The sequence below is a fragment of the Curtobacterium aurantiacum genome (genome assembly GCF_018598555.1).
In the GTDB taxonomy this organism is placed as follows: Bacteria; Actinomycetota; Actinomycetes; order Actinomycetales; family Microbacteriaceae; genus Curtobacterium; species Curtobacterium aurantiacum.
Genome location: NZ_JAHEWN010000032.1, coordinates 1 through 20,974 on the forward strand (window position 1 = coordinate 1; position 20,974 = coordinate 20,974).

At 71.9% G+C, this 20,974-nt stretch carries 16 protein-coding genes; 12 read left to right on the forward strand and 4 right to left on the reverse strand.

Annotation, left to right across the window (positions count from 1 at the left end; translation table 11 throughout):
• Positions 1-203: 203 nt before the first annotated feature.
• On the reverse strand, positions 204-1,514 hold the full coding sequence (locus tag KK087_RS17015; protein ID WP_214566837.1) for an MFS transporter: 1,311 nt from the start codon (positions 1,512-1,514) through the stop codon (positions 204-206).
• A gap of 56 nt (positions 1,515-1,570) precedes the next feature.
• On the opposite strand from KK087_RS17015, the gene mnmA reads away from it, so the two are divergent.
• The 9 genes from mnmA (at position 1,571) to KK087_RS17060 (ending at position 14,725) form a co-directional block, all read left to right on the forward strand.
• Positions 1,571-2,677: a tRNA 2-thiouridine(34) synthase MnmA gene (gene mnmA / locus KK087_RS17020; RefSeq protein ID WP_214566839.1), complete on the forward strand. Its 1,107-nt coding sequence runs from the start codon at positions 1,571-1,573 to the stop codon at positions 2,675-2,677.
• Positions 2,678-2,743: 66 nt separating this feature from the next.
• Positions 2,744-5,074 (forward strand): NAD-dependent DNA ligase LigA, encoded by a 2,331-nt coding sequence (ligA, locus tag KK087_RS17025; protein WP_214566841.1) that lies wholly within the window; start codon positions 2,744-2,746, stop codon positions 5,072-5,074.
• A 179-nt stretch (positions 5,075-5,253) separates the two neighbouring features.
• Positions 5,254-6,645: an alpha/beta hydrolase gene (locus tag KK087_RS17030; protein WP_214544041.1), complete on the forward strand. Its 1,392-nt coding sequence runs from the start codon at positions 5,254-5,256 to the stop codon at positions 6,643-6,645.
• 240 nt (positions 6,646-6,885) lie between these two features.
• A complete protein-coding gene (locus KK087_RS17035) occupies positions 6,886-9,228 on the forward strand; it encodes a transglycosylase domain-containing protein (protein WP_214566843.1) in 2,343 nt (780 codons plus the stop codon).
• 130 nt (positions 9,229-9,358) lie between these two features.
• Positions 9,359-9,658, forward strand: coding sequence for an Asp-tRNA(Asn)/Glu-tRNA(Gln) amidotransferase subunit GatC (gene gatC, locus KK087_RS17040; RefSeq protein ID WP_214531640.1), 300 nt, complete (start codon positions 9,359-9,361; stop codon positions 9,656-9,658).
• Between the two features lie 11 nt (positions 9,659-9,669).
• Complete coding sequence (gatA, locus tag KK087_RS17045) at positions 9,670-11,217, forward strand: Asp-tRNA(Asn)/Glu-tRNA(Gln) amidotransferase subunit GatA (RefSeq protein WP_214531639.1); 1,548 nt, start codon at positions 9,670-9,672, stop codon at positions 11,215-11,217.
• On the forward strand, positions 11,217-12,722 hold the full coding sequence (gene gatB, locus KK087_RS17050; RefSeq protein WP_214531638.1) for an Asp-tRNA(Asn)/Glu-tRNA(Gln) amidotransferase subunit GatB: 1,506 nt from the start codon (positions 11,217-11,219) through the stop codon (positions 12,720-12,722). The genes gatA and gatB overlap by 1 nt, the downstream gene beginning before the upstream one ends.
• Positions 12,723-12,818: 96 nt before the next feature.
• Entirely contained in the window at positions 12,819-14,006 is a 1,188-nt protein-coding gene (locus tag KK087_RS17055) for a type III polyketide synthase (protein ID WP_214566845.1), read from the forward strand.
• Positions 14,003-14,725 (forward strand): methyltransferase domain-containing protein, encoded by a 723-nt coding sequence (locus KK087_RS17060; protein ID WP_214566847.1) that lies wholly within the window; start codon positions 14,003-14,005, stop codon positions 14,723-14,725. The genes KK087_RS17055 and KK087_RS17060 overlap by 4 nt, the downstream gene beginning before the upstream one ends.
• 198 nt (positions 14,726-14,923) lie before the next feature.
• On the opposite strand, the gene KK087_RS17065 is transcribed toward KK087_RS17060, so the two are convergent.
• Positions 14,924-15,973, reverse strand: a complete 1,050-nt coding sequence (locus KK087_RS17065) for a zinc-dependent alcohol dehydrogenase family protein (protein WP_214566849.1) — start codon at positions 15,971-15,973, stop codon at positions 14,924-14,926.
• An 80-nt stretch (positions 15,974-16,053) separates the two neighbouring features.
• Here KK087_RS17065 and KK087_RS17070 point away from each other — a divergent pair, with 80 nt between their 5' ends.
• Together KK087_RS17070 and KK087_RS17075 are read left to right on the forward strand one after the other, a co-directional pair.
• Positions 16,054-17,028 carry a DUF3097 domain-containing protein gene (locus KK087_RS17070; protein WP_214531634.1) on the forward strand — a complete coding sequence of 325 codons (975 nt, stop codon included), beginning with the start codon at positions 16,054-16,056 and terminating at the stop codon, positions 17,026-17,028.
• Positions 17,029-17,098: 70 nt separating this feature from the next.
• Positions 17,099-17,752, forward strand: coding sequence for a spermidine/putrescine ABC transporter substrate-binding protein (locus KK087_RS17075; RefSeq protein ID WP_214566851.1), 654 nt, complete (start codon positions 17,099-17,101; stop codon positions 17,750-17,752).
• A 296-nt stretch (positions 17,753-18,048) separates the two neighbouring features.
• Here the strand turns inward: KK087_RS17075 and KK087_RS17080 are convergent, their stop codons facing one another.
• Positions 18,049-19,062 (reverse strand): LacI family DNA-binding transcriptional regulator, encoded by a 1,014-nt coding sequence (locus KK087_RS17080; RefSeq protein ID WP_214544034.1) that lies wholly within the window; start codon positions 19,060-19,062, stop codon positions 18,049-18,051.
• Positions 19,059-19,481: a DUF3054 domain-containing protein gene (locus tag KK087_RS17085; protein WP_307858424.1), complete on the reverse strand. Its 423-nt coding sequence runs from the start codon at positions 19,479-19,481 to the stop codon at positions 19,059-19,061. The genes KK087_RS17080 and KK087_RS17085 overlap by 4 nt, the downstream gene beginning before the upstream one ends.
• Before the next feature lie 131 nt (positions 19,482-19,612).
• Between KK087_RS17085 and KK087_RS17090 the strand changes: the two genes are divergently transcribed.
• Positions 19,613-20,557, forward strand: a complete 945-nt coding sequence (locus tag KK087_RS17090) for a hypothetical protein (RefSeq protein WP_214566853.1) — start codon at positions 19,613-19,615, stop codon at positions 20,555-20,557.
• Positions 20,558-20,974 lie beyond the last annotated feature (417 nt).

Here is a 20,974-nt window from a genome sequence, read left to right on the forward strand (position 1 = left end):
GCCGGTGCGGTGCGCGGCGGACGCGCACGCACGGTGCGCGGGCCGCGATGTGGTGCCGGGCTGGTGGCTGGGTGCGGCGCTGTAGGCGTGCACGGAGCAGTCAACGGCGCACGGGGTGACGGACTCCGCACGGTGCGCCCCGAAGCGCACGCACGCCCGCACGCCCGCACGCCGGCACGCCCGCACGCCCGTGCGGCAGCGCGTCAGCGCAGCGGTCGCGGCAGGTACCGGGGCACGTACCGGAGCAGGATGCCCGCGCCGACCAGGCCGAGCACACCCATCACCCCGCTCGCGACCGCGATCGACGCCACAGCCGTCACGCCCGAGATCACGAGCGGCGCCGCGGCGGACCCGAAGTCGCCCGTGAACCGCCAGGCCCCCAGGAACGGTGCCGGGGCGTTGCGCGGTGCGAGGTCCGCGCCGAGCGTCATGAGGATGCCGGAGCCGACACCGTTCGCCAGGGACATGCCCATCGCGATCGCGACGAACCAGCCGACCCGGGCGTCCAGGTGGCCGCTCCAGGCGAGCAGGAAGTAGCTGATGCTCAGGCCGAGCATGCAGGGCAGGGCGCTCGCGAGCCGTCCCCAGCGGTCCATGATCTGGCCGCTTGTGTAGAACAGCGCGAAGTCGACGGCTCCGGCGATGCCGATCACGAGCGCCGCGGTCGAGTCGTCGAGGCCGACGCTCACCGCCCAGAGCGGCAGGATCACCTGCCTCCCGGCACGCATCGCGCCGATCAGCCCGGCGCCGCTGCCGAGCCGGAGCAGGACCGCCCGGTTCGCGCGGATCGTGCGGAACAGGCCCTGCGCCTCCTGCTGGACGAACTGCGCGCCGGTGTCGGCGGGTGGTTCCGTCGTGGTCCCACGGCTCGCGTCCGTCGCGTGGTCGGACGCCGGCCGGGAGGCCCGTGGCGGCAACCGCAGACCGCGTGCGCCCGTCACCGGGTCGCGCAGCACCAGGAGCACGGTCGCCGCCGCCAGGCAGCAGACGACGTGGATCCAGAAGGCGCTGCTGGTGGTGCCGGTCAGGTGGACGACACCGGCGGCGATGAACGGGCCGACGAAGTAGCCGAAGCGGAAGACGCCGCCCAGGCTCGACAGCGCCCGGGCCCGGATCCGCAGGGGGATCGCGGTGGTCATGTAGGCGTGCCGGGCGAGTGCGAACACCGCGGTGGAGACGCCGACCAGGAACACGCCGAGCGCCAGGACCCAGGCGTTCGCGGCGGTGGTGGCGACGACCAGTCCGACGACCGACACGAGTGCGGCGCCGATCATCGCGTTCCGCTCGCCGATGCGGGCGACGACGATGCCGGAGGGCACGTCGCCGATGAGTTCGCCGACCAGGATGAGCGAGGCGACGAAGCCCGCGAACGCCAGGCTCGCGCCGAGGGAGTCGGCGGCGATCGGGATGATCGGGATGATCGCGCCCTCCCCGATCGCGAAGAGCGCGGCGGGCAGGAACCCGGACAGCAGGACGGACCGGAAGTCGAATGAGTCGTTCCGCGTCGTGGCCATCGCCCGACCAACGGTACGCCAGCGGTACCGCTTCGTCGGCGGGTTACCCTGGAGACATGCGTGTTCTTGCGGCGATGAGCGGTGGTGTCGACTCGGCGGTGGCCGCAGCCCGGGCGGTCGACGCCGGCCACGACGTGGTGGGCGTCCACCTGGCCCTGAGCCGGATGCCCGGCACCCTGCGCACCGGCAGTCGCGGGTGCTGCACGATCGAGGACTCGATGGACGCCCAGCGCGCCGCGTCGGCCCTCGGGATCCCGTACTACGTGTGGGACTTCTCCGCCCGGTTCAAGGAGGACGTCGTCGACGACTTCGTGGCCGAGTACCAGGCCGGCCGCACCCCGAACCCCTGCATGCGCTGCAACGAGCGGATCAAGTTCGCGGCGCTGCTCGAGAAGGCACTCGCCCTGGGGTTCGACGCCGTCGCGACCGGGCACTACGCCTCGATCGTCACCGGCCCGGACGGCTCCCGTGAACTGCACCGGTCGGCCGCATGGGCGAAGGACCAGTCCTACGTGCTCGGGGTCCTGACCGCCGAGCAGCTCCAGCACGCGATGTTCCCGCTCGGCGCCACCCCGTCGAAGGACGAGGTCCGGGCCGAGGCCGCCGAGCGCGGGCTGACGGTCGCGCAGAAGCCCGACTCGTACGACATCTGCTTCATCCCGGACGGCGACACCCGCGGCTGGCTCGCCGACCGCGTCGGTACCACCCCCGGTGACGTCGTCGAGCGCGACGGCACGGTCGTCGGCTCGCACGAGGGGGCCACCGGGTACACCGTCGGTCAGCGCCGCGGCCTGGCCCTCGGACGGCCCGCGCCGGACGGCAAGCCGCGCTTCGTGCTCGAGATCCGCCCCAAGGACAACACCGTGGTCGTCGGCCCGAAGGAGGCGCTCGCCGTCACCTCGATGTCGGGCTCGCGGTTCACCTGGGCGGGCACGGCCCCGGCCGACCCCGAGACGCCGTTCGCCTGCGACGTGCAGATCCGCGCGCACGCCGACCCGGTGCCCGCGACCGCCCGGGTGGAGGACGACGTGCTCGTCATCGACGTCGACGAGCCGCTGCACGGGGTCGCTCCCGGGCAGACCGCCGTGGTCTACGTCGGGACCCGGGTGCTCGGCCAGTGCACGATCGACACCACGGTCAGCGCCGTCCCCGTCGACGCCTGACCCCGCCGCTCCCGGGGCACACGCTCGCTGCACGCCGCGTCGGTGGTGCACGGTAGAACTGATGCCATGAGCGAGACCGACGCGACGTTCGAGACCATCGACCCCGACGGGCTCGACGCCGCCCAGGCCGCGCGCGAGGTCGACCGGTTGCGCGCCCGCGTCAACGAGCTGCGTCACGACTACTACGAGGGCAACGCGTCCCCCCTGTCCGACGCCGACTACGACGCCCTGGTGCACCGCCTCGACGCGATCGAGCGCCGGTTCCCGGAACTCCTGACCCCGGACAGCCCGACACAGACCGTCGGCGGGCAGGCGCAGACGACGCAGTTCGCGCCCGTCGAGCACGCCGAACGGATGCTCTCGCTCGACAACGTGTTCAGCCCCGAGGAACTCACCGAGTGGGCCGTCAAGGTGCAGCGTGACGCCGGTGCCGAGCGGGTGCGGTTCCTGACCGAGCTGAAGATCGACGGCCTCGCGATCAACCTGCGGTACGAGCACGGCCGGCTCGTCTCGGCCGCCACCCGAGGCGACGGCGTGGTCGGCGAGGACGTCACCGGCAACGTGCGCACCATGGGCACGATCCCGGACCGCCTGTCGGGCACGGGCCACCCGCCCCTGGTCGAGGTCCGGGGGGAGATCTTCTTCCCGGTCGCCGAGTTCGACGAACTCAACGCGAACCAGCGCGAGGCGGGGGAGCGCGTGTTCGCCAACCCGCGCAACGCCGCCGCCGGGTCCCTCCGCCAGAAGGAAGAGGGCAAGTCCGAGGCGAAGCGCGCCCTGATGGTCGACCGGCTGCGGCGCCTGCGGATGCTCGTGCACGGCATCGGCGCCTGGCCCGTCCGCGAGCTCGAGCAGGGCACCGACGTCCGCAGCCAGTCCGAGGTGTACGAGCTCCTGCAGACCTGGGGCCTGCCGACGAGCAGTCACTACCGGGTGTTCGACACCATCGACGAGGTCAACGGTTTCGTCCGGACCACGGGGGAGCGCCGGTCGTCCGTCGAGCACCAGATCGACGGCGTCGTCGTGAAGGTCGACGACCTCGCCCTGCACGAAGAACTCGGGTCGACCTCGCGGGCACCCCGGTGGGCGATCGCCTACAAGTACCCGCCGGAAGAAGTGCACACGACGCTCACCGACATCGTGGTCAGCGTCGGCCGCACCGGCCGCGCGACCCCGTTCGCGGTGATGGCCCCGGCCGAGGTCGCCGGGTCGGTCGTCCGGCAGGCCACCCTGCACAACCAGCAGGTCGTCAAGGCGAAGGGCGTGCTGATCGGCGACACCGTGGTGCTCCGGAAGGCCGGTGACGTCATCCCCGAGGTGCTCGGCCCGGTGGTCGAGCTCCGCGACGGCTCCGAGCGCGAGTTCGTGATGCCGACCAACTGCCCCGAGTGCGGCACCGAGCTCGCCCCCGCGAAGGAAGGCGACATCGACCTCCGCTGCCCGAACGCGAAGAGCTGCCCGGCCCAGGTGCGTGGCCGGGTCGAGCACATCGCATCACGCGGGTCGCTCGACATCGAGGGCCTCGGCGAGGTCGCTGCCGCGGCGCTCACCCAGCCGCTCCGCCCGGAGACCCCGCCGCTGGTGACCGAGGCGGGCCTGTTCGACCTGACGATGGAGGACATCGTCCCGATCGAGGTCATCGTCCGCGACGCCGAGACCGGCATGGAGAAGGTCGACGACGACGGCACCCCGAAGCGCGTCACGCCGTTCAGCCGGGCACGCAAGAAGACCGACCCGCCGTTCGACCCCGAGGCGCGCGGTGCCGACTACACCGGGGAGCCGAGCCGCTACCCGTCGAAGAACGCCTTCGAGATGCTCGCGAACATCGACGCCGCGAAGACGAAGCCCCTCTGGCGGATCCTGGTCGGCCTGAGCATCCGCCACGTCGGTCCAGTCGCCGCCCGTGCCCTGGCGAACCACTTCGGCTCCCTCGACGCGATCCGTTCGGCGTCGCGCGAGGACCTCGCCGCCGTCGACGGGGTCGGCGGGATCATCGCCGACGCCCTGCTCGCCTGGTTCGACGTCGACTGGCACCGCGAGATCATCGACCGCTGGACCGCGGCCGGCGTGCAGTTCACCACCCCGGGCCACCCCGGCCCCGGCAGCGCCGACGTCGAGGGCGGCGTGCTGAGCGGCGTCACCGTGGTGGCGACCGGGTCGCTCGAGGGCTACACACGCGAAGGTGCACAAGAGGCGATCATCACCGCGGGCGGCAAGGCGGCCTCGAGTGTGAGCAAGAAGACCGACTTCGTCGCGGCCGGTCCGGGTGCCGGCTCGAAGCTCACCAAGGCCGAGCAGCTCGGGGTCCGGATCATCGACGCCGAACAGTTCCACCTGCTCGTGACCGAGGGTCCGGCGGCGCTCGCCGAGCCGGAAGCGCCCGCGACCGAGGACTGAGCGGGCCGCTGGGCACACCGCCGCATGTCCGCGAACCGCGCCGCGCCGCGCGGCGTGCCCAGTTCGGGGGGCAAGTTGCATCGCGCATGGCTGATCCGGGCACATCTCCATAGACTCGGCTGAGCATCACCCGTCGTCTGCAGGGGGACGTCGGGACGGCCTTCCAGGGGGAGACCCGATTGCTGCTCATCGCTGCGGCTCTGCTCACCGCCTCGATGCACTCGCTCGGAGTGATCGAGGCCCCAGGCATGCCCCCGGCACACCCGGTCACGGTCGCCACCGCGACGACGCACATCGTGCCGGTCGACGACCCGGCCGTCGACGGGCTGACGACGAACGCGACCGCACCCTCGGCCGAGGCGGTGACGCGGGTGGGGGTGGACGACCTCGCGACCGCCCGCGGAAGGATGTTCGTCGAGGACCTCGACGCGCTCGGTGCCGCGGACCTCCGCCGTGCGGCCGTCGACCGGCGCGTCGTCGCGACGGTGCAGGACGACCCACCACCGGCGCAGACCGTCGCGCAGTGGTGGTCGCACCTCGACGCCGACGAACAGGACCGGCTCCGCATCCACGCACCGGCCCTGGTCGGGAACCTCGAGGGCGTTCCCTACGTGGTGCGCGACCGTGCGAACCGGGCGATGCTCGCCGCGGGCCTGGCCGACGCCCACGTGGGTGCCGCGCGGGCCGCGATGCTCGGGCAGGTCCGGGACTCGCTCGTGCACGAACCGGGTGACCCGCGGCGGTTCCTGGTGGCACTCGACACCCGGGGCTCCGGACGCGCGGCGATCAGCATCGGGGACCTCGACACCGCAGCCGACGTCACCGTCGTGGTGCCGGGCATGTTCTTCACCGTCACCGGCCAGATGACCGACTTCACGAACACCGCGAACGACCTGTCCCGCGAGGAGGCCACCCTCGCGCCGCTCGCCGCGACGGGCAACGGTTCGGGGGCCGCCGTCGTCGCCTGGATGGGGTACCGCACGCCGGACCTGTCGAACATCCTGTCGCTCGCGCTGGCACGGACCGGGGCGGAGCGGCTCGGACGCACCGTCGACGGACTGCGACAGATCCGCGCGGGGGACCAACCGCGGGTGAACATCGTCGCGCACTCGTACGGATCGACGACGGCGATGATGGCGCTGGCGACGGGCCGGATGACCGCGGACACCCTGACGGTCCTCGGATCGCCGGGCAGCGACGTCCGGTCTGCGTCGGACCTCGCGGTCGCCTCCGGGCAGGTGTTCGTCGGCGGTGCGCACAGCGATCCCATCGCGGGCTCCGGGTACTTCGGCACCGATCCGGGTGGGGCGTCCTTCGGCTCCACCGTGCTCGACCTCGCCGGCGGCGCCGACGCGTTGTCCGCCGGTGACGTGTTCCGGCGTCCGGTGGGCCACAACGACTACCTCAAGCCCGGCACCGCATCGCTGCACGACGTCGCCCTGATCGGCATCGGCCGCGGCGACCTGGTGCGCGAGCAGGTCCGCAGGGGCAGCACCGGCGACGACGACATCGTCAGCGCCTCGCCGGATATGTACCTCGTGCGACCGCAGGACCTGCAGCCACGCGACTGACCGGCCCGGACGAGCGGGCGGACGTGACCGGGCGGGGCAGCGTGACGGCGCGGTGGGCGTGACCCGATCGTGACCGTCGGCCGACGTGCCGGCGCCGCCACGGGCCTCCCGGCCGGATCAGCGCGCACGCGCGGATCGTGACGCCGCCTCGGGACCGGCTGGGTGGCAACCTGAACGCGACCGCAGCCTGCACTCGTTCCAGGGCAGAACCAGTACAGCCCCCCTGCCTACGGTGCCGTCATGCGTGTGGTGCGATGGCCTGGTGCTCTCCTGATGTTCGTGGTGATGTCCGTGCTCGCCGGCATGCTCGTCGCCGTCGCCGTGACCCCGGCGGTCGCCGTCGCGGGTGAGGGGACGTCCGGGGCGGTGTCGTTCTTCGAGGACCTGCCGAGCTACCTCGACGTGCAGACCCCGCAGCAGGTGTCGTCCGTGTACGCGACCGAGGGCGGCCAGCAGGTGAAGATCGCGTCGTTCTACGCCGAGAACCGCACCAACGTGACCGCCGACCAGATGGCGGACTCGCTCAAGCAGGCGGCGATCGACACCGAGGACCCCCGCTACTACGCCGAGGGCGGCATCGACGTGCTCGGGACGCTCCGCGGCGTCGCCGCGACCGTCGTCGGCGGCGACGTGCAGGGCGGCTCGAGCATCACGCAGCAGTACGTCAAGAACGTCCTGGTGCAGCAGTGCGAGGAGCTCACCGGCACGGACCAGGCCGCCACGGAGAAGAAGGTCGAGGCCTGCTACGAGGACGCCGCCGGCGTCACACCGCAGCGCAAGCTGCAGGAGATGCGGTACGCCATCGCCGTCAACAAGAAGTACTCGAAGGACGAGATCCTGACCGGGTACCTCAACATCGTCGGGCTCGGCGGCCGGGTGTACGGCGCCGAAGCCGGTGCCGAGCACTACTTCGGCGTGCACGCGAAGGACCTGTCGCTCGTGCAGTCGGCCACGCTCGTCGCGATCCTCAACAACCCGTCGAACCTGCGCATCGACGTACCGAGCGACAAGGACAACGGCAAGGCCAACGGGTACACGCTGACGAAGGAGCGCCGCGACTACGTGCTCCACCGGATGCAGGCACACGGGTCGATCACGAAGGCACAGATGACGAAGGCGATCGCGACGCCGGTCACGCCGAAGATCACCGAGACCGCCAACGGGTGCTCGACCGCCGCGACGAACCACGACGCAGGCTACTTCTGCGACTACGTCCGCGACCAGGTGCTGCAGGACCCCGCGTTCGGCAAGACCGCGGCGGCACGCATCGCCACGCTCGACACCAAGGGCCTGCAGATCCACACCTCGCTCGACCTCGACCTGCAGGGGCAGGCGCAGAACGCCCTGTCGACCTACGTGCCGGCCACGATGGCGGGCGTCGACGTCGGCGGGTCGAACGTCACGGTCGAACCCGGCACCGGACGGATCATGTCGATGGTGCAGAACACCACCTACACGCAGGGCGACAACGCCGCGGCCGGGGCGACGGCGGTGAACTACAGCGCCGACTCCGGGTACGGCAACTCCGGCGGGTTCCAGACCGGGTCGACGTACAAGGTGTTCACCCTGGCCGAGTGGCTCGCCAGCGGGCACACCCTGTCCGACTCGGTCACCACGTCGGAGCACCAGTTCGAGAACGCCGAGTTCACCAACACCTGCCAGAACGTCGCCGGTGGCACCTGGAACGTCGCCAACGCCGAGAGCGTGCCGGCGTCGATGTCGGTCGAGGACGCCACGGTCGAGTCGATCAACACCGCGTACGCGCAGATGGGCAAGCAGCTCGACCTGTGCAAGATCGCCCAGCTGGCGCAGTCGATGGGCATCCACCGCGCCGACGGCGGCGACCTGACGCAGACGCCGTCGTCGATCCTCGGCGTGAACGAGCTGTCGCCGATCGACCTGGCCGAGGCCTACGCGGGCTTCGCCAACGGCGGCATCGTGTGCACGCCCACGGCCATCGACTCGGTGACCGAGGCGGACGGCACGAAGATCACCCCGACGCCGACGTCCTGCACCCAGGGCGTCTCGGCGGACGTCGCCGGCACGGTCGACTACGCGCTGCAAGGTGTGCTGTCCGGATCGGGCACCGCCGCGAGCGCGAACCCCGGGGACAGCGTGCCGAAGTTCGCGAAGACGGGAACCACCGACGGCGACGTGCAGAACTGGCTGGTCGGGTCGTCGACGAAGTACACGAACGCCACCTGGGTCGGCAACGTGCAGGGGAGCGTGAGCCTGGCGAACTGGCCGTTCCTGCAGGGCACGACCGGGTACAGCGCGAAGTTCGGGGTGGGGAAGTCGATGATGGCGTACCTGGACCAGACCGTCGGCGGGGGAGCGCTGCCGACGCCGAGCCAGGCGATGATCGGGCACGCGAGCAAATCGTCGTCGTCTTCTTCGTCGTCGTCGTCGGGGTCCGCGTCCGGACAGGGGACGGCGCAGGACGACCAGACGACGCCGACGGCTGCGCCTGCTGCTCCGGCTGCGCCTGCTGCTCCGGCTGCACCCGCTGCTCCGGCTGCGCCGGCGCCCGCCGCGACGGTGGCCCCGGCGGCACCGGCTGCGAGGGACCAGAACGGGAAGTGACCGCCTGGAGGCCCGGTGCCGGTCCGGCGGACCGGCACCCGGCCTCCACCGCGTTGTCCACAGCCGCGCCTGCGCGCTCGACGCAGCCAATAGACTGTTGGGCATTCCACGAACCGATCGACGGAGCACCATGCCTGACATCACGAGCGAGCAGGTCGCGCACCTGGCGAACCTCGCACGTATCGCACTCACGCCCGACGAGATCGAGAAGCTGACCGGGGAGCTGTCGCACATCGTCGAGAGCGTCGCCAAGGTCGCCGAGGTCGCGACCGACGACGTCCCCGCGACGAGCCACCCCGTGCCGCTCGGCAACGTCACCCGACCCGACGTGGTCGGCAAGACGCTGACGCAGGAGCAGGCGCTCTCCGGAGCGCCCGACTCCGACGGCGAACGGTTCCGCGTGACCGCCATCCTCGGCGAAGAACAGTAGGGCGAAGAACAGTGACCGACGACATCACCCGCCTCAGCGCCGCAGCGCTCGCCGACGCCCTCGTGGCGCGCGACGTCTCCAGCGTCGAGGCCACCCAGGCCCACCTCGACCGCATCGCCGCGGTCGACGGCGACGTGCACGCGTTCCTGCACGTGAACCAGAACGCCCTCGCCGTCGCGAAGTCGATCGACTCGCGCCGCGCCGCCGGCGACGACCTCGGCCCCCTCGCGGGCGTGCCGATCGCCGTCAAGGACGTCCTGTGCACGCAGGACATGCCGACGACCTCGGGCTCCAAGATCCTCGAGGGCTGGGTGCCGCCGTACGACGCCACCCCCGTCGCGAAGCTCCGTGCCGCCGGCCTCGTGCCGCTCGGCAAGACCAACATGGACGAGTTCGCGATGGGCTCGACCACCGAGTTCTCGGCGTACGGCCCGACCCGCAACCCGTGGGACCTCGACCGGATCCCCGGCGGGTCCGGCGGTGGCTCGGCAGCCGCGGTCGCCGCGCACGAAGCACCCCTCGCCCTCGGGTCCGACACCGGTGGGTCCATCCGTCAGCCGGGCGCCGTGACGGGCACGGTCGGCGTGAAGCCGACGTACGGCGGAGTGAGCCGCTACGGCGCCATCGCACTCGCGTCCAGCCTCGACCAGATCGGCCCGGTGTCCCGCACCGTGCTCGACGCCGCGCTCCTGCACGACGTCATCGGCGGGCACGACCCGAAGGACTCCACGTCCATCCCGGACGCGTGGCCCTCGATGGCCGCCGCCGCGCGTGAAGGCCTGCAGGCGGACACGCTCCGGGGGCTCCGCGTCGGCGTGGTCAAGGAGCTCGCCGGCGGCGACGGCTTCCAGGCCGGCGTCACACAGCGCTTCCAGGAGACGGTCGCCCTGCTCGAGTCGGCCGGTGCGGTCGTCGTCGAGATCGACGCCCCGTCGTTCGCGTACGCGATCAGCGCCTACTACCTGATCCTCCCGGCCGAGGCGTCGTCCAACCTCGCCAAGTTCGACTCGGTGCGCTTCGGTCTCCGGGTCACGCCCGAGAACGGTGCCACGGTCGAGGACGTCATGGCCGCCACGCGTGAAGCCGGCTTCGGTCCCGAGGTGAAGCGCCGCATCATCCTCGGCACCTACGCCCTCAGCGCGGGCTACTACGACGCCTACTACGGCTCGGCGCAGAAGGTCCGCACGCTCGTCCAGCGCGACTTCCAGGCCGCGTTCGAGCAGGTCGACCTGCTCGTCAGCCCGTCGGCTCCGACGACCGCGTTCCCGATCGGTGAGCGCATCGACGACCCGCTGGCGATGTACCTCAACGACCTCACGACGATCCCGGCGAACCTCGCCGGCGTCCCCGGCATGAGCATCCCGAACGGTCTCGCGCCCGAGGACGGCCTGCCCGTCGGCGTGCAGCTGATGGCGCCCCAGCGTGAAGACGCCCGGCTGTACCGCTACGGTGCCGCCCTCGAGCGTCTGCTCGAACAGCAGTGGGGGGCGCCGCTCATCGCGTCGGTCCCGGACCTCGACCAGAGTCAGCAGTCGGCTGCGCAGGAAGGTGTGATCTGATGGCGCAGAAGGACGCGCTCATGGACTTCGACGAGGCACTCGAGCGCTACGAGCCGGTGCTCGGCTTCGAGGTCCACGTCGAACTCGCGACGAAGACCAAGATGTTCTCGGACGCCCCGAACTTCTTCGGCGGCGAGCCCAACACGAACGTCACGCCGGTCGACCTCGGGCTGCCCGGGTCGCTGCCGGTCGTCAACGAACAGGCCGTGCGGTACTCGATCCAGCTCGGGCTCGCGCTCGGCTGCTCGATCGCCGAGTCCTCGCGGTTCGCCCGGAAGAACTACTTCTACCCGGACAACCCGAAGAACTACCAGGTCTCGCAGTACGACGAGCCCATCGCCTACGAGGGCGAGGTCGAGGTCGAACTCGCCGACGGCACGATCTACAACATCCCGATCGAGCGCGCGCACATGGAAGAGGACGCCGGCAAGCTGACGCACGTCGGCGGTGCCACCGGTCGCATCCAGGGCGCCGAGTACTCGCTCGTCGACTACAACCGTGCCGGTGTGCCCCTGGTCGAGATCGTCACGAAGCCGATCTTCGGTGCCGAGCACCGTGCCCCCGAGCTCGGTGCCGCCTACGTGCAGGTCATCCGCGACCTCGTCCGGGCACTCGGTGTCTCCGAGGCCCGCATGGAGCGCGGCAACCTGCGCTGCGACGCGAACATCTCGCTGCGCCCCCGCGGCCAGGAGAAGCTCGGCACCCGCACCGAGACGAAGAACGTCAACTCGTTCCGTGCCGTCGAGCGTGCGATCCGCTACGAGATCCAGCGCCAGGCCGCGATCCTCGCCGCCGGCGGGACGATCACGCAGGAGACCCGGCACTGGCACGAGGACACCGGTCGCACGTCGGCCGGGCGACCGAAGTCGGACGCCGACGACTACCGCTACTTCCCGGAGCCCGACCTGCTCCCCGTCGTGCCCGACCCGGCCGTCGTCGCCGAGCTCCGTGCCTCGCTGCCCGAGGCCCCGGTCGCTCGTCGCCGTCGTCTGAAGGGTGACTGGGGCTTCGCGGACCTCGAGTTCCAGGACGTCGTCAACGGCGGCCTGCTCGACGAGGTCGAGGGCACCGTCGCCGCGGGCGCAGCACCCCAGGCCGCGCGCAAGTGGTGGACCGGTGAGATCAGCCGCGTCGCCAACGCGCAGGACGCTGCCCCCGGTGACCTCGTGTCGCCGAAGCACGTCGCCGAGGTCATCGCGCTCGTCGAGTCCGGCGACCTGACCGACCGTCTGGCGCGCCAGGTGCTCGAGGGCGTCATCGCGGGCGAGGGCTCGCCGGCGCAGGTCGTCGAGGCCCGCGGGCTCAAGGTCGTCTCGGACGACTCCGCCCTCACCGCCGCCGTGGACGAAGCGCTCGCGGCGCAGCCCGACGTGCTCGCGAAGATCCAGGACGGCAAGGTCCAGGCCGCCGGTGCGATCATCGGCGCGGTCATGAAGGCCATGAAGGGCCAGGCCGACGCCGCCCGCGTGCGCGAGCTGGTGCTGGAGCGCGCGCAGCAGGCGTAGACGACTCCACCTCGGAACGGGAGGCACGGTGCCGGTCGGCACCGTGCCTCCCGTGCATCCTGGGGACACGTCAGCGACCCGGTGACAGGATGAGTCGTGTCCGCAACGATCCGTGCCATCGGAACCGCCGTCCCCGAGACGACCCTCGCCCAGCCTCGGGTGCGTGACCTCTTCTCCGCGCAACCCGACCTCGGTCGGCTCGGCCAGCGGCTCGTCCCCGCGGCCTTCGACGGTTCGGCGGTCGACCAGCGGCACACCGTGCTCGAGGAGCTCGACTCCGCGCGTGGCGGGGGCGTCTTCCGCGACGACGACGGCACGCTGCGGTCGCCGTCGACGGGTTCGCGCAACGACCGGTACCGCGAACTCGCCCCGCCGCTGTTCGTCGCGGCCGCCCGAGACGCCGTCGAACGTGCCGGCATCGCGCCGGAGGCCGTCACGCACCTGGTGACCGTGTCGTGCACCGGGTTCACGCAGCCCGGGCCCGACATCGACGTCGTCGAGCAGCTCGGTCTGCCCGCGGGCGTCTTCCGGCACCACATCGGCTTCATGGGCTGCTGCGCCGCGTTCCCCGCGCTCCGGATCGCCGCCGCGTTCGTCGACCAGGACCCCGACGCCGTCGTGCTCGTGGTCTGCGGTGAGCTCTGCACCCTGCACGTCCGCGCCTCGAACGACCCGGACCAGATCGTCGCGAACAGCGTCTTCGGGGACGGTGCGGCCGCCGCGGTGGTCGCCCGCGACGGAGCCGGTCTGCGCCTCGACGACTTCACGACGGCCGTGGTGCCCGAGGGCGCGTCCGAGATGGCGTGGAACATCGGGGACGAGGGCTTCGAGATGGTCCTGTCGACCGCCGTGCCGAAGCTCGTCGGGCTGCACGTCCCGAGCGCCGTGCAACCCCTGCTCGCCGGCGGGCCTGCCTCGGACGTGCCGGTGTGGGCGGTGCACCCCGGCGGTCGGGCCATCCTCGACCGCACTCAGGAGTCGCTCGGCCTGCCCGACAGCGCGATGGAGTCGAGCCGGCGGGTGCTGCGGGAACACGGCAACATGTCGAGCGCCACGGTGCTCTTCGTCCTGCGCGACGCGGTCGAGGCGGGTCTGGACGACGGCAGCGCGGTCGTCGCGCTCGCCTTCGGTCCGGGGCTCACCGTCGAGAGCGCGCGGCTCACCGCGGTGCGGACCGAGGCGTGGCTCGCGGCGTCGCCCGCTGCGGAACCCGCGGTCGCACCCGCCGCGGAACCCGCGGCCGCACCCGCCCGCGTGCCCGTCGCGACCACGGGCGCGGCGTGAGCCGTCGGGACGGCGGCACCACGGGCCTCCCGGCCGTCGACCTGCGCAGCCGCGCGCTCGACCTGACCGAACTGATGGACGACCCGGATTGCGACCCGCGCGCACTCGCGCGCACGTTCCGGCGCTTCGCCGTCGTCAACGCGCTCGTGAGCGGCTGGCGCGCGGCCTGGCGATCGCACGTCGTGCCGGCCCTGCCCGCCGAGGGCCGCGGCCGGGTGCTCGACCTGGGGTGCGGCGGAGGCGACCTGGCCCGGTCGCTGGTGCGCTGGGCGGCGAGCGACGGCTTCGACCTCGAGGTCGTCGGGGTCGACCCGGACGACCGCGCCATCGCCGCGGCACGGCGGTCGACACCGACCGGTGTGACGTTCCGGCAGCAGTCGAGCGGTGACCTGGTCGCGGCGGGCGAGCGGTTCGACGTCGTCGTGTCGAACCACGTGCTGCACCACCTCGGCGACGACGAGCGGCGGGGCTTCCTGGCCGACTCCGAGCAGCTCGCGATCGAACGCAGCCTGCACTCCGACATCCGGCGGTCGCCGGCGGCCTACCGGGCGTACGCGCTGGCGTCACCGATCGTGGCGGCGGGGACGTTCATCCGGGTGGACGGGCTGCGGTCGATCCGCCGGAGCTTCACCGTGCCCGAGCTGCGCGATGTCCTGCCCACCGGGTGGCGGGCCGAGGCGGCTGCGCCGCACCGGGTGCTGGCGATCCGCGACGCCTGAGCGGGCGCCGGCCGTCGGCGTCGCGCAACCGGGTTTCGCGCTCAGCGACAGGTCACGGGCGTGCGAGCGCGCGAACTGTCGCCCAGCGCGAAGGACCGGCTGGCGGTCCACGACGCGACCAGACGGCGGACGGGAGGCCCGTGGCGACGCTGCCACGGGCCTCCCGTCCGTCTGCTGGTGCGTCCACGACGCGCGCCGCTACGGGCGCAGCAGCACCTTGATGGCCCGGCGCTCGTCCATCGCGCGGTAGGCCTCGGCGGCCTCGTCGAGCGGCAGCTCCAGGTCGAAGACGCGACCGGGGTCGATCGCGCCGGACAGCACGTCCGGTAGCAGCTCGGGGATGTACTTCCGGGCCGGTGCCATGCCGCCCGCGATCGCGATGTTCGTGTCGAAGAGGTAGCGCGTGCCGATCGACGGCACCCCGTGCGGGACCCCGACGAAGCCGACGTTGCCGCCGGGGCGCACCGAGTGCAGCGCCTGGTCCATGCTCTCCTCGGTGCCGACGGCCTCGACGGCGCAGTCGGCCAGGTCGCCACCGAGCAGCGCGCGGACCGCAGAGACGCCCTCGTCGCCGCGCTCCGCCACGATGTCGGTGGCACCGAACTCGCGCGCGAGGGCCTGACGGTCGGCGTGCCGGCTCATCGCGATGATGCGGTCCGCACCGAGCCGCTTCGAAGCGAGCACGGCGGACAGACCGACCGCCCCGTCGCCGACCACGACGACGGTCTTGCCGGGGCCGACCGCTGCCGACACGGCGGCGTGGTGGCCGGTCGAGAAGACGTCGGACAGGGTGAGCAGTGACGGCACCAGGGCCGGGTCGACCGGGCCGGGGACGACGACGAGCGTGGCGTCGGCGTCCGGGATCCGCACGTACTCGGCCTCTGCGCCGCCGACGGGGTCGCCGTACGCGTCCGTGCTGCCGAACCCGGACAGGTGGTCGCAGCCGGTCGTCATCCCGTGGCGGCAGGCTTGGCAGGTGCCGTCGTTCATGGTGAAGGGGGAGATGACGAAGTCGCCCTCGTGCAGGGTCGTGACGGCGTCACCGACGGCGACGACCTCGCCGACGAGCTCGTGCCCGATCGGCCGGGGCTGCTTCGTCTCGGTGACGCCGCGGTAGGGCCAGAGGTCCGAGCCGCAGACACAGGCCGCGGTGACCTTGACGACGACGTCCTTGCCGGAGAGGAGTCCGGGACGGTCGCGCTCCTCGACGCGGATGTCGTTCGGGGCGTGGATGATCGCTGCGCGCACGGGAGGGCCTTCCGTCGAGATGATGGGGAACCGGCGCGGTCGACGTCGTCCGGGCCGTCGTCGACAGTACCCTCGTGCGGGTGGACGACGACCGGTACGGCGGCGATGTGCTCTCGGGGGACTGGCGCTCGCGCGGGGTGAAGAAGGTGCGGCAGGTGCCGCTCGAACGGGACATGGTGCTCGAGGACCCGGACTCCGGGTGGGCGGGTGCCGTGGTGGGGCTCGAAGCGGGCAACATCGCGCTCGAGGACTGGAAGGGCCGCACGCGCTCCTTCCCCTTCACGGGGCAGTTCCTGCTCGAAGGGGAGCTCGTGACGCTGGGACGGCCGTCGGCGCCGGTCGGGCGGTCGGCTGGTGCTGGTTCCGCTGGCCGGGCTGGTGCTGCCGGTTCCGCCGGTTCCGCTGGTCGCGTCGGTTCCGTGCATGCTGACTGGAGGCCCGGGGGCGCGCCCGCCGTGCGGCAGGCGTCCGACGGTGGTCGCCTCCGCACCGCGTCCGGATCGTTCGCGGTGGAGTCGCAGCGTGCTCGGGTCGCGCTGCCCTCCCGCATCATGGTCGAGGGCAAGCACGACGCCGAACTCGTCGAGAAGGTCTGGGGTGCCGACCTGCGCGTCGAGGGCGTCGTGGTCGAGGAACTCTCCGGCGTCGACAACCTGGCCGACGTGCTCGACGAGTTCCAGCCGAACCGGGACCGTCGTGTCGGCGTGCTCGTCGACCACTTGGTGCCCGGGTCGAAGGAGTCCCGCTTCGCCGACGCCGTGATGCGTGGCAAGTGGGGTGCGCACGTGCTCGTCGTCGGGCACCCGTTCGTCGACGTCTGGCAGTCGGTCAAGCCGGCGCGGGTCGGACTGCAGGCGTGGCCGACGATCCCGCGCTCGATCGAGTGGAAGAAGGGGATCTGCCAGGCGCTCGGCTGGCCGCACGCCGAGCAGGCCGACATCGCCCGGGCGTGGCAGCGGATCCTCGGGCAGGTGCGGACGTTCGCCGACCTCGAGCCGCAGCTGCTGGGCCGTGTCGAGGAGCTCATCGACTTCGTGACCGAGCCCCAGGCCTGAGAACCGGCGGATTGCCCGACCGGCGCGGTGTGCCGGGGGTGATCCGCGCCTCCAGGCCTACTGTTGAGGGATGGACGGCATCGACGGTCGCGTGCGGGGCGCGGTCGACCTGTGGCTGCGCTGGCTGCCGCGCTGGCAGATCGGTACCGCCCGCCCGCGCACGCGCATCTGCCGGAAGTGCACCGGGTCCCCGATCGCCGCGGCCGCGGGGTTCGGACCGGACGTGCCGCACGCAGTCCAGCACGCGCTGATCGGGCGGATCTCGACCATCGTCGAGGACGCCGTCGACGACTACACGGCGAAGAACCTGCCGCTGCTGCAGCGGGAACTCGAGCGTGCGGCGGTCCGCAAACGGCACGCGGGGTACCAGCCGGCCGAGGGGTTGTCGCCCGAGTTCCAGGGGCTCGACGTGGATCCGGAGCCGTCGCCGGGGTCGCCGTTCCTGTTCACGCTCGGCGAGCTGGCCGGCACCGGTGCGGGGGAGCAGACGCCGCGCGAGCCGTTGTCCGACGAGGCGAAGGCTGCACTCCGGCACGAGATCGCGCTGTCCGACGAGTGTGCGCGGTCGACCGGTACCGCCGTGTGCCTGGCGCTCATCGACCACCGGCCGCGGATCGCCGAGGCCGTCGAGCGGCTCGTGGAGCCGCAGATCGAGGCGCTGGTGTCGGACATGTTCCGCGGGTTCGACGGGCCGGAGGACGGGCCGCGCAGCGGGTTGTTCTAGGCGGGCGCGGGGGCGCAGGTGCGGGTGCGGTCGTGGGTGTGGGTGCGGGTGCGGTCGTGGTTCGAAGCCGCACGGTGCTGTGTCTGTCGGCCCGTGCGAGGTTGTCCGCTCGGTGCGCGCTTGTAGCGCCGCACCGAGCCACCGCGGCGGCACCGCTTGGTGAACCTCGCACCGTGCGCGCTTCTCGAACCTCGCACCGCGTCGCGAACCGTGCGCGGCTCGAGTGACCCCGCACCGTGCGCGAGGCCCTGGGCCTGCACGGGTTGAGCTGACTCGCACGGTGTGAGGTCGGCGGCTCAGCGGGGGAGCAGGGTGCGGCCCGGGATCACGGTGCCGCGCAGCGAGCGGTGCTCGACGGGGCGCGCGGGGTCGTCGATGCGGCCGATGACGAGGTCGATCGCCTCGCGGCCGATGCGCTCGATCGGCTGCTCGAGCGTCGTGAAGCCGATCCAGTCGCTCGCCAGCGGGTACACGCCGTCGAACCCGGTCACGGAGAGGTCGCGCGGGACCTGGACACCGCGGCGGGCCAGTGCCTCGCACACGTCGAGCATGAGCCGGTCGGTCGGGCACATCACCGCGGTCACGCCCGACTCCTGTACGGCGTCCACCAGGTCGGCGGCGAGGTCGTCCGGCGGCCGCACGAAGCTCGCGTCGATGTCGATCACCCGGACGCCGCGTACTCGGAGCCGCTCGACCATGGCCGACGATCTCGCGTGCTGCGTGATCGCGTTGTCGAGCGGGACGGTGAGGACCACCGCGGTGGAGTGGCCGGCGTCGGCGACGGCATCCGCGATCGCGGCACCACCGTCGGCCTCGTCGCAGTAGACACTCGAGAGCGCCGGGTGCAGCTCGGGCCGACCGGCGACGACGGTGGCGATGCGGGGCGCGAACTCGGCGATGTCGGCGGACGGCATCAGGCCGCTGCACACGACCAGGCCGTCGACGCGCATCGAGACGAGTGCTGCGAGGGCGGACTTCTCGTCCTCGACCCGACCGACGCCCGTCGTGGTGACGACGCGGTAGCCGAGCTCGGATGCACGGCGCTCCATCACGGCGTGCAGGGCGGTGTAGACCATCGACGATGCATCGCGGACGAGCATCCCGATCGTGTTCGTCCGGCCGCTGACCAGCCCGCGGGCCATCGCGTTGGCGACGTACCCGAGCTCGGTCGCGGCGCGTTCGACTCGCTCACGGGTCTCGTCGGAGAACCGACCTGTTCCAGAGAGGACCCGGCTCACCGCCGACTTCGAGACCCCCGCACGTGCGGCGACGTCGAGGATCGTCGGTTGGGCACCACGGCTGCTGTTCACGCGTCGGACGCTGCGGCGTCCCGCCGCGACCGCGATGCGGTGAACCGGAGCACACCGCGGGTGATCGCGCGCCAGCCGAGCAGGAACACCCCGAGCACGATCGTCGCGACGATGACGAACGAGATCGGCAGCGGATTGCCGTCGACGTCGCCCTGGCCGGTGGCGACGCGGACGGCCAGACCGACGAAGACCGTGAGGACCCAGACCACGACGCCGGTCGGCCAGAAGCGCAGCGGTCGCGCCCAGGCCCCGCTCGTCACGTACCCGATCGCCCACCCCGCCAGGAACGGGTAGGCCGTGGTCCAGAGTGCCAGCGCCGTGTTCGCTTCACCATGGGACGAGCGCCCGATGAGCGCGAAGACGACGATGAGGACGACGTCGATGACGGCTGCGAGCCAACCCCAGGTGCGTGCGTTCACCCGCTCATTCTCGCAGCCTCCGGGGTGCTCGCTCATTCCTCCACAAGGTGCTGGGCGCGGCTGGTCCTCCACAGCACGCCCACTCGGTGCCGCTCCGAAGGCGGAGGATCCGGAGCATCACGAGTATGTCGATGAACCTCAAGCTCGCACCGGTCCCCGAAGTCCTCACGTTCCGAACCTCCGCACAGCGCCCCGACGAGTCCGATGCCATCAGGCGTCGGGCCGCTGCGGGGGAGCTCACACGGGTAGCACGCGGACTGTACGCGGAGTCTGCGGGATGGGCCGCACTCCGCCCCAGTGAGCAGCACCATGTCCGAATCCGCTCGTTCGCCGACCGCATCCGCGCCGGAGACCTGATCTCACACGTCTCCGCCGCCGTCGTCTTCGGTGTGCCCCTGCTCACCCCTCCACCGACACGGATCCACGTGACCTCACGCGGTGCCGACCGGCGCACCACGAACGCGACCTTCGTGGTGCACGCCGACCTCGACGCCGAGCGGAACGAGCGTCCGGTCGCCACGCCCGACGGGTTGCTGTTGTGCGGACTCGATCGGCTGGCGACCGACCTCGCACTCACACTGCCGTTCACCGACGCAGTCGTGTCCCTCGATGCGCTCCTCCGTCGCGATGTCGAGCGCGAAGACGTCCGATCGGCGATCGAGCGGCGCGGGCAGAAGGGACGACGTCGCGCCCTCCGGGCGATCGGGTTCGCCGATGCCGCGTCGGACTCACCGGGGGAGTCGTACGCACGAGCGCGGTTCGACCAGTTCGGGACACCACCGCCGGTCCTCCAGCACCGCTTCCGGACCGTCGGCGAGCCGGACATCGTCGTGGACTTCTGGTTCCCGGATGCCGGGGTCGTGGTCGAGTTCGACGGAGCCGTGAAGTACCGGAGCAGTGCGTACCTGCGGGGACGGACGCCGGAGGAAGCGCTGTTCGACGAGAAGATCCGGGAAGACCGGCTCCGTGCGTTCCCCGAGGTGCGAACCGTGGTGCGGCTCACCTGGTCGGACCTGCGCAACGAGTGGGTGCTCCGCGCGAAGCTTCGCCAGGCCGGAGTCCGCATGTCGCGCTGAGGGGTGTCAGTAGCGCACCGTGCGAGATTGTTCGGCCTCTTGCCGGTGCGCACGGTGCGCGGTTCATCGCCCACGGCCGACCTGGCTGCTGTGTGCGGGGTCGTCGGCAGCGAACGGGGCCGCGCACCGTGCATCCTTCGCCGGTCGGGGGCGAGTAGCTCGCTCCGTGCAGGGTTGTAGCCGGGCACGAAGCCGTCAACCTCGCACGGGTCGGCGGAACTCGCACCGTGCGCCGTCACCGCACCCGCACCACCGCACCCCCGCACCCGGAGTTCACCCGGCGGCGACGCCCGCGGCACCCGGAGTTCACCCGGCAGCGCCACACTCGAACCCGGCGCGGGAACGTTCCCACACGGCCCGCCCGCACGACCAGCACCCCGCACGACCGCCCCACCCCGAACCATCCCCGCCCCACCC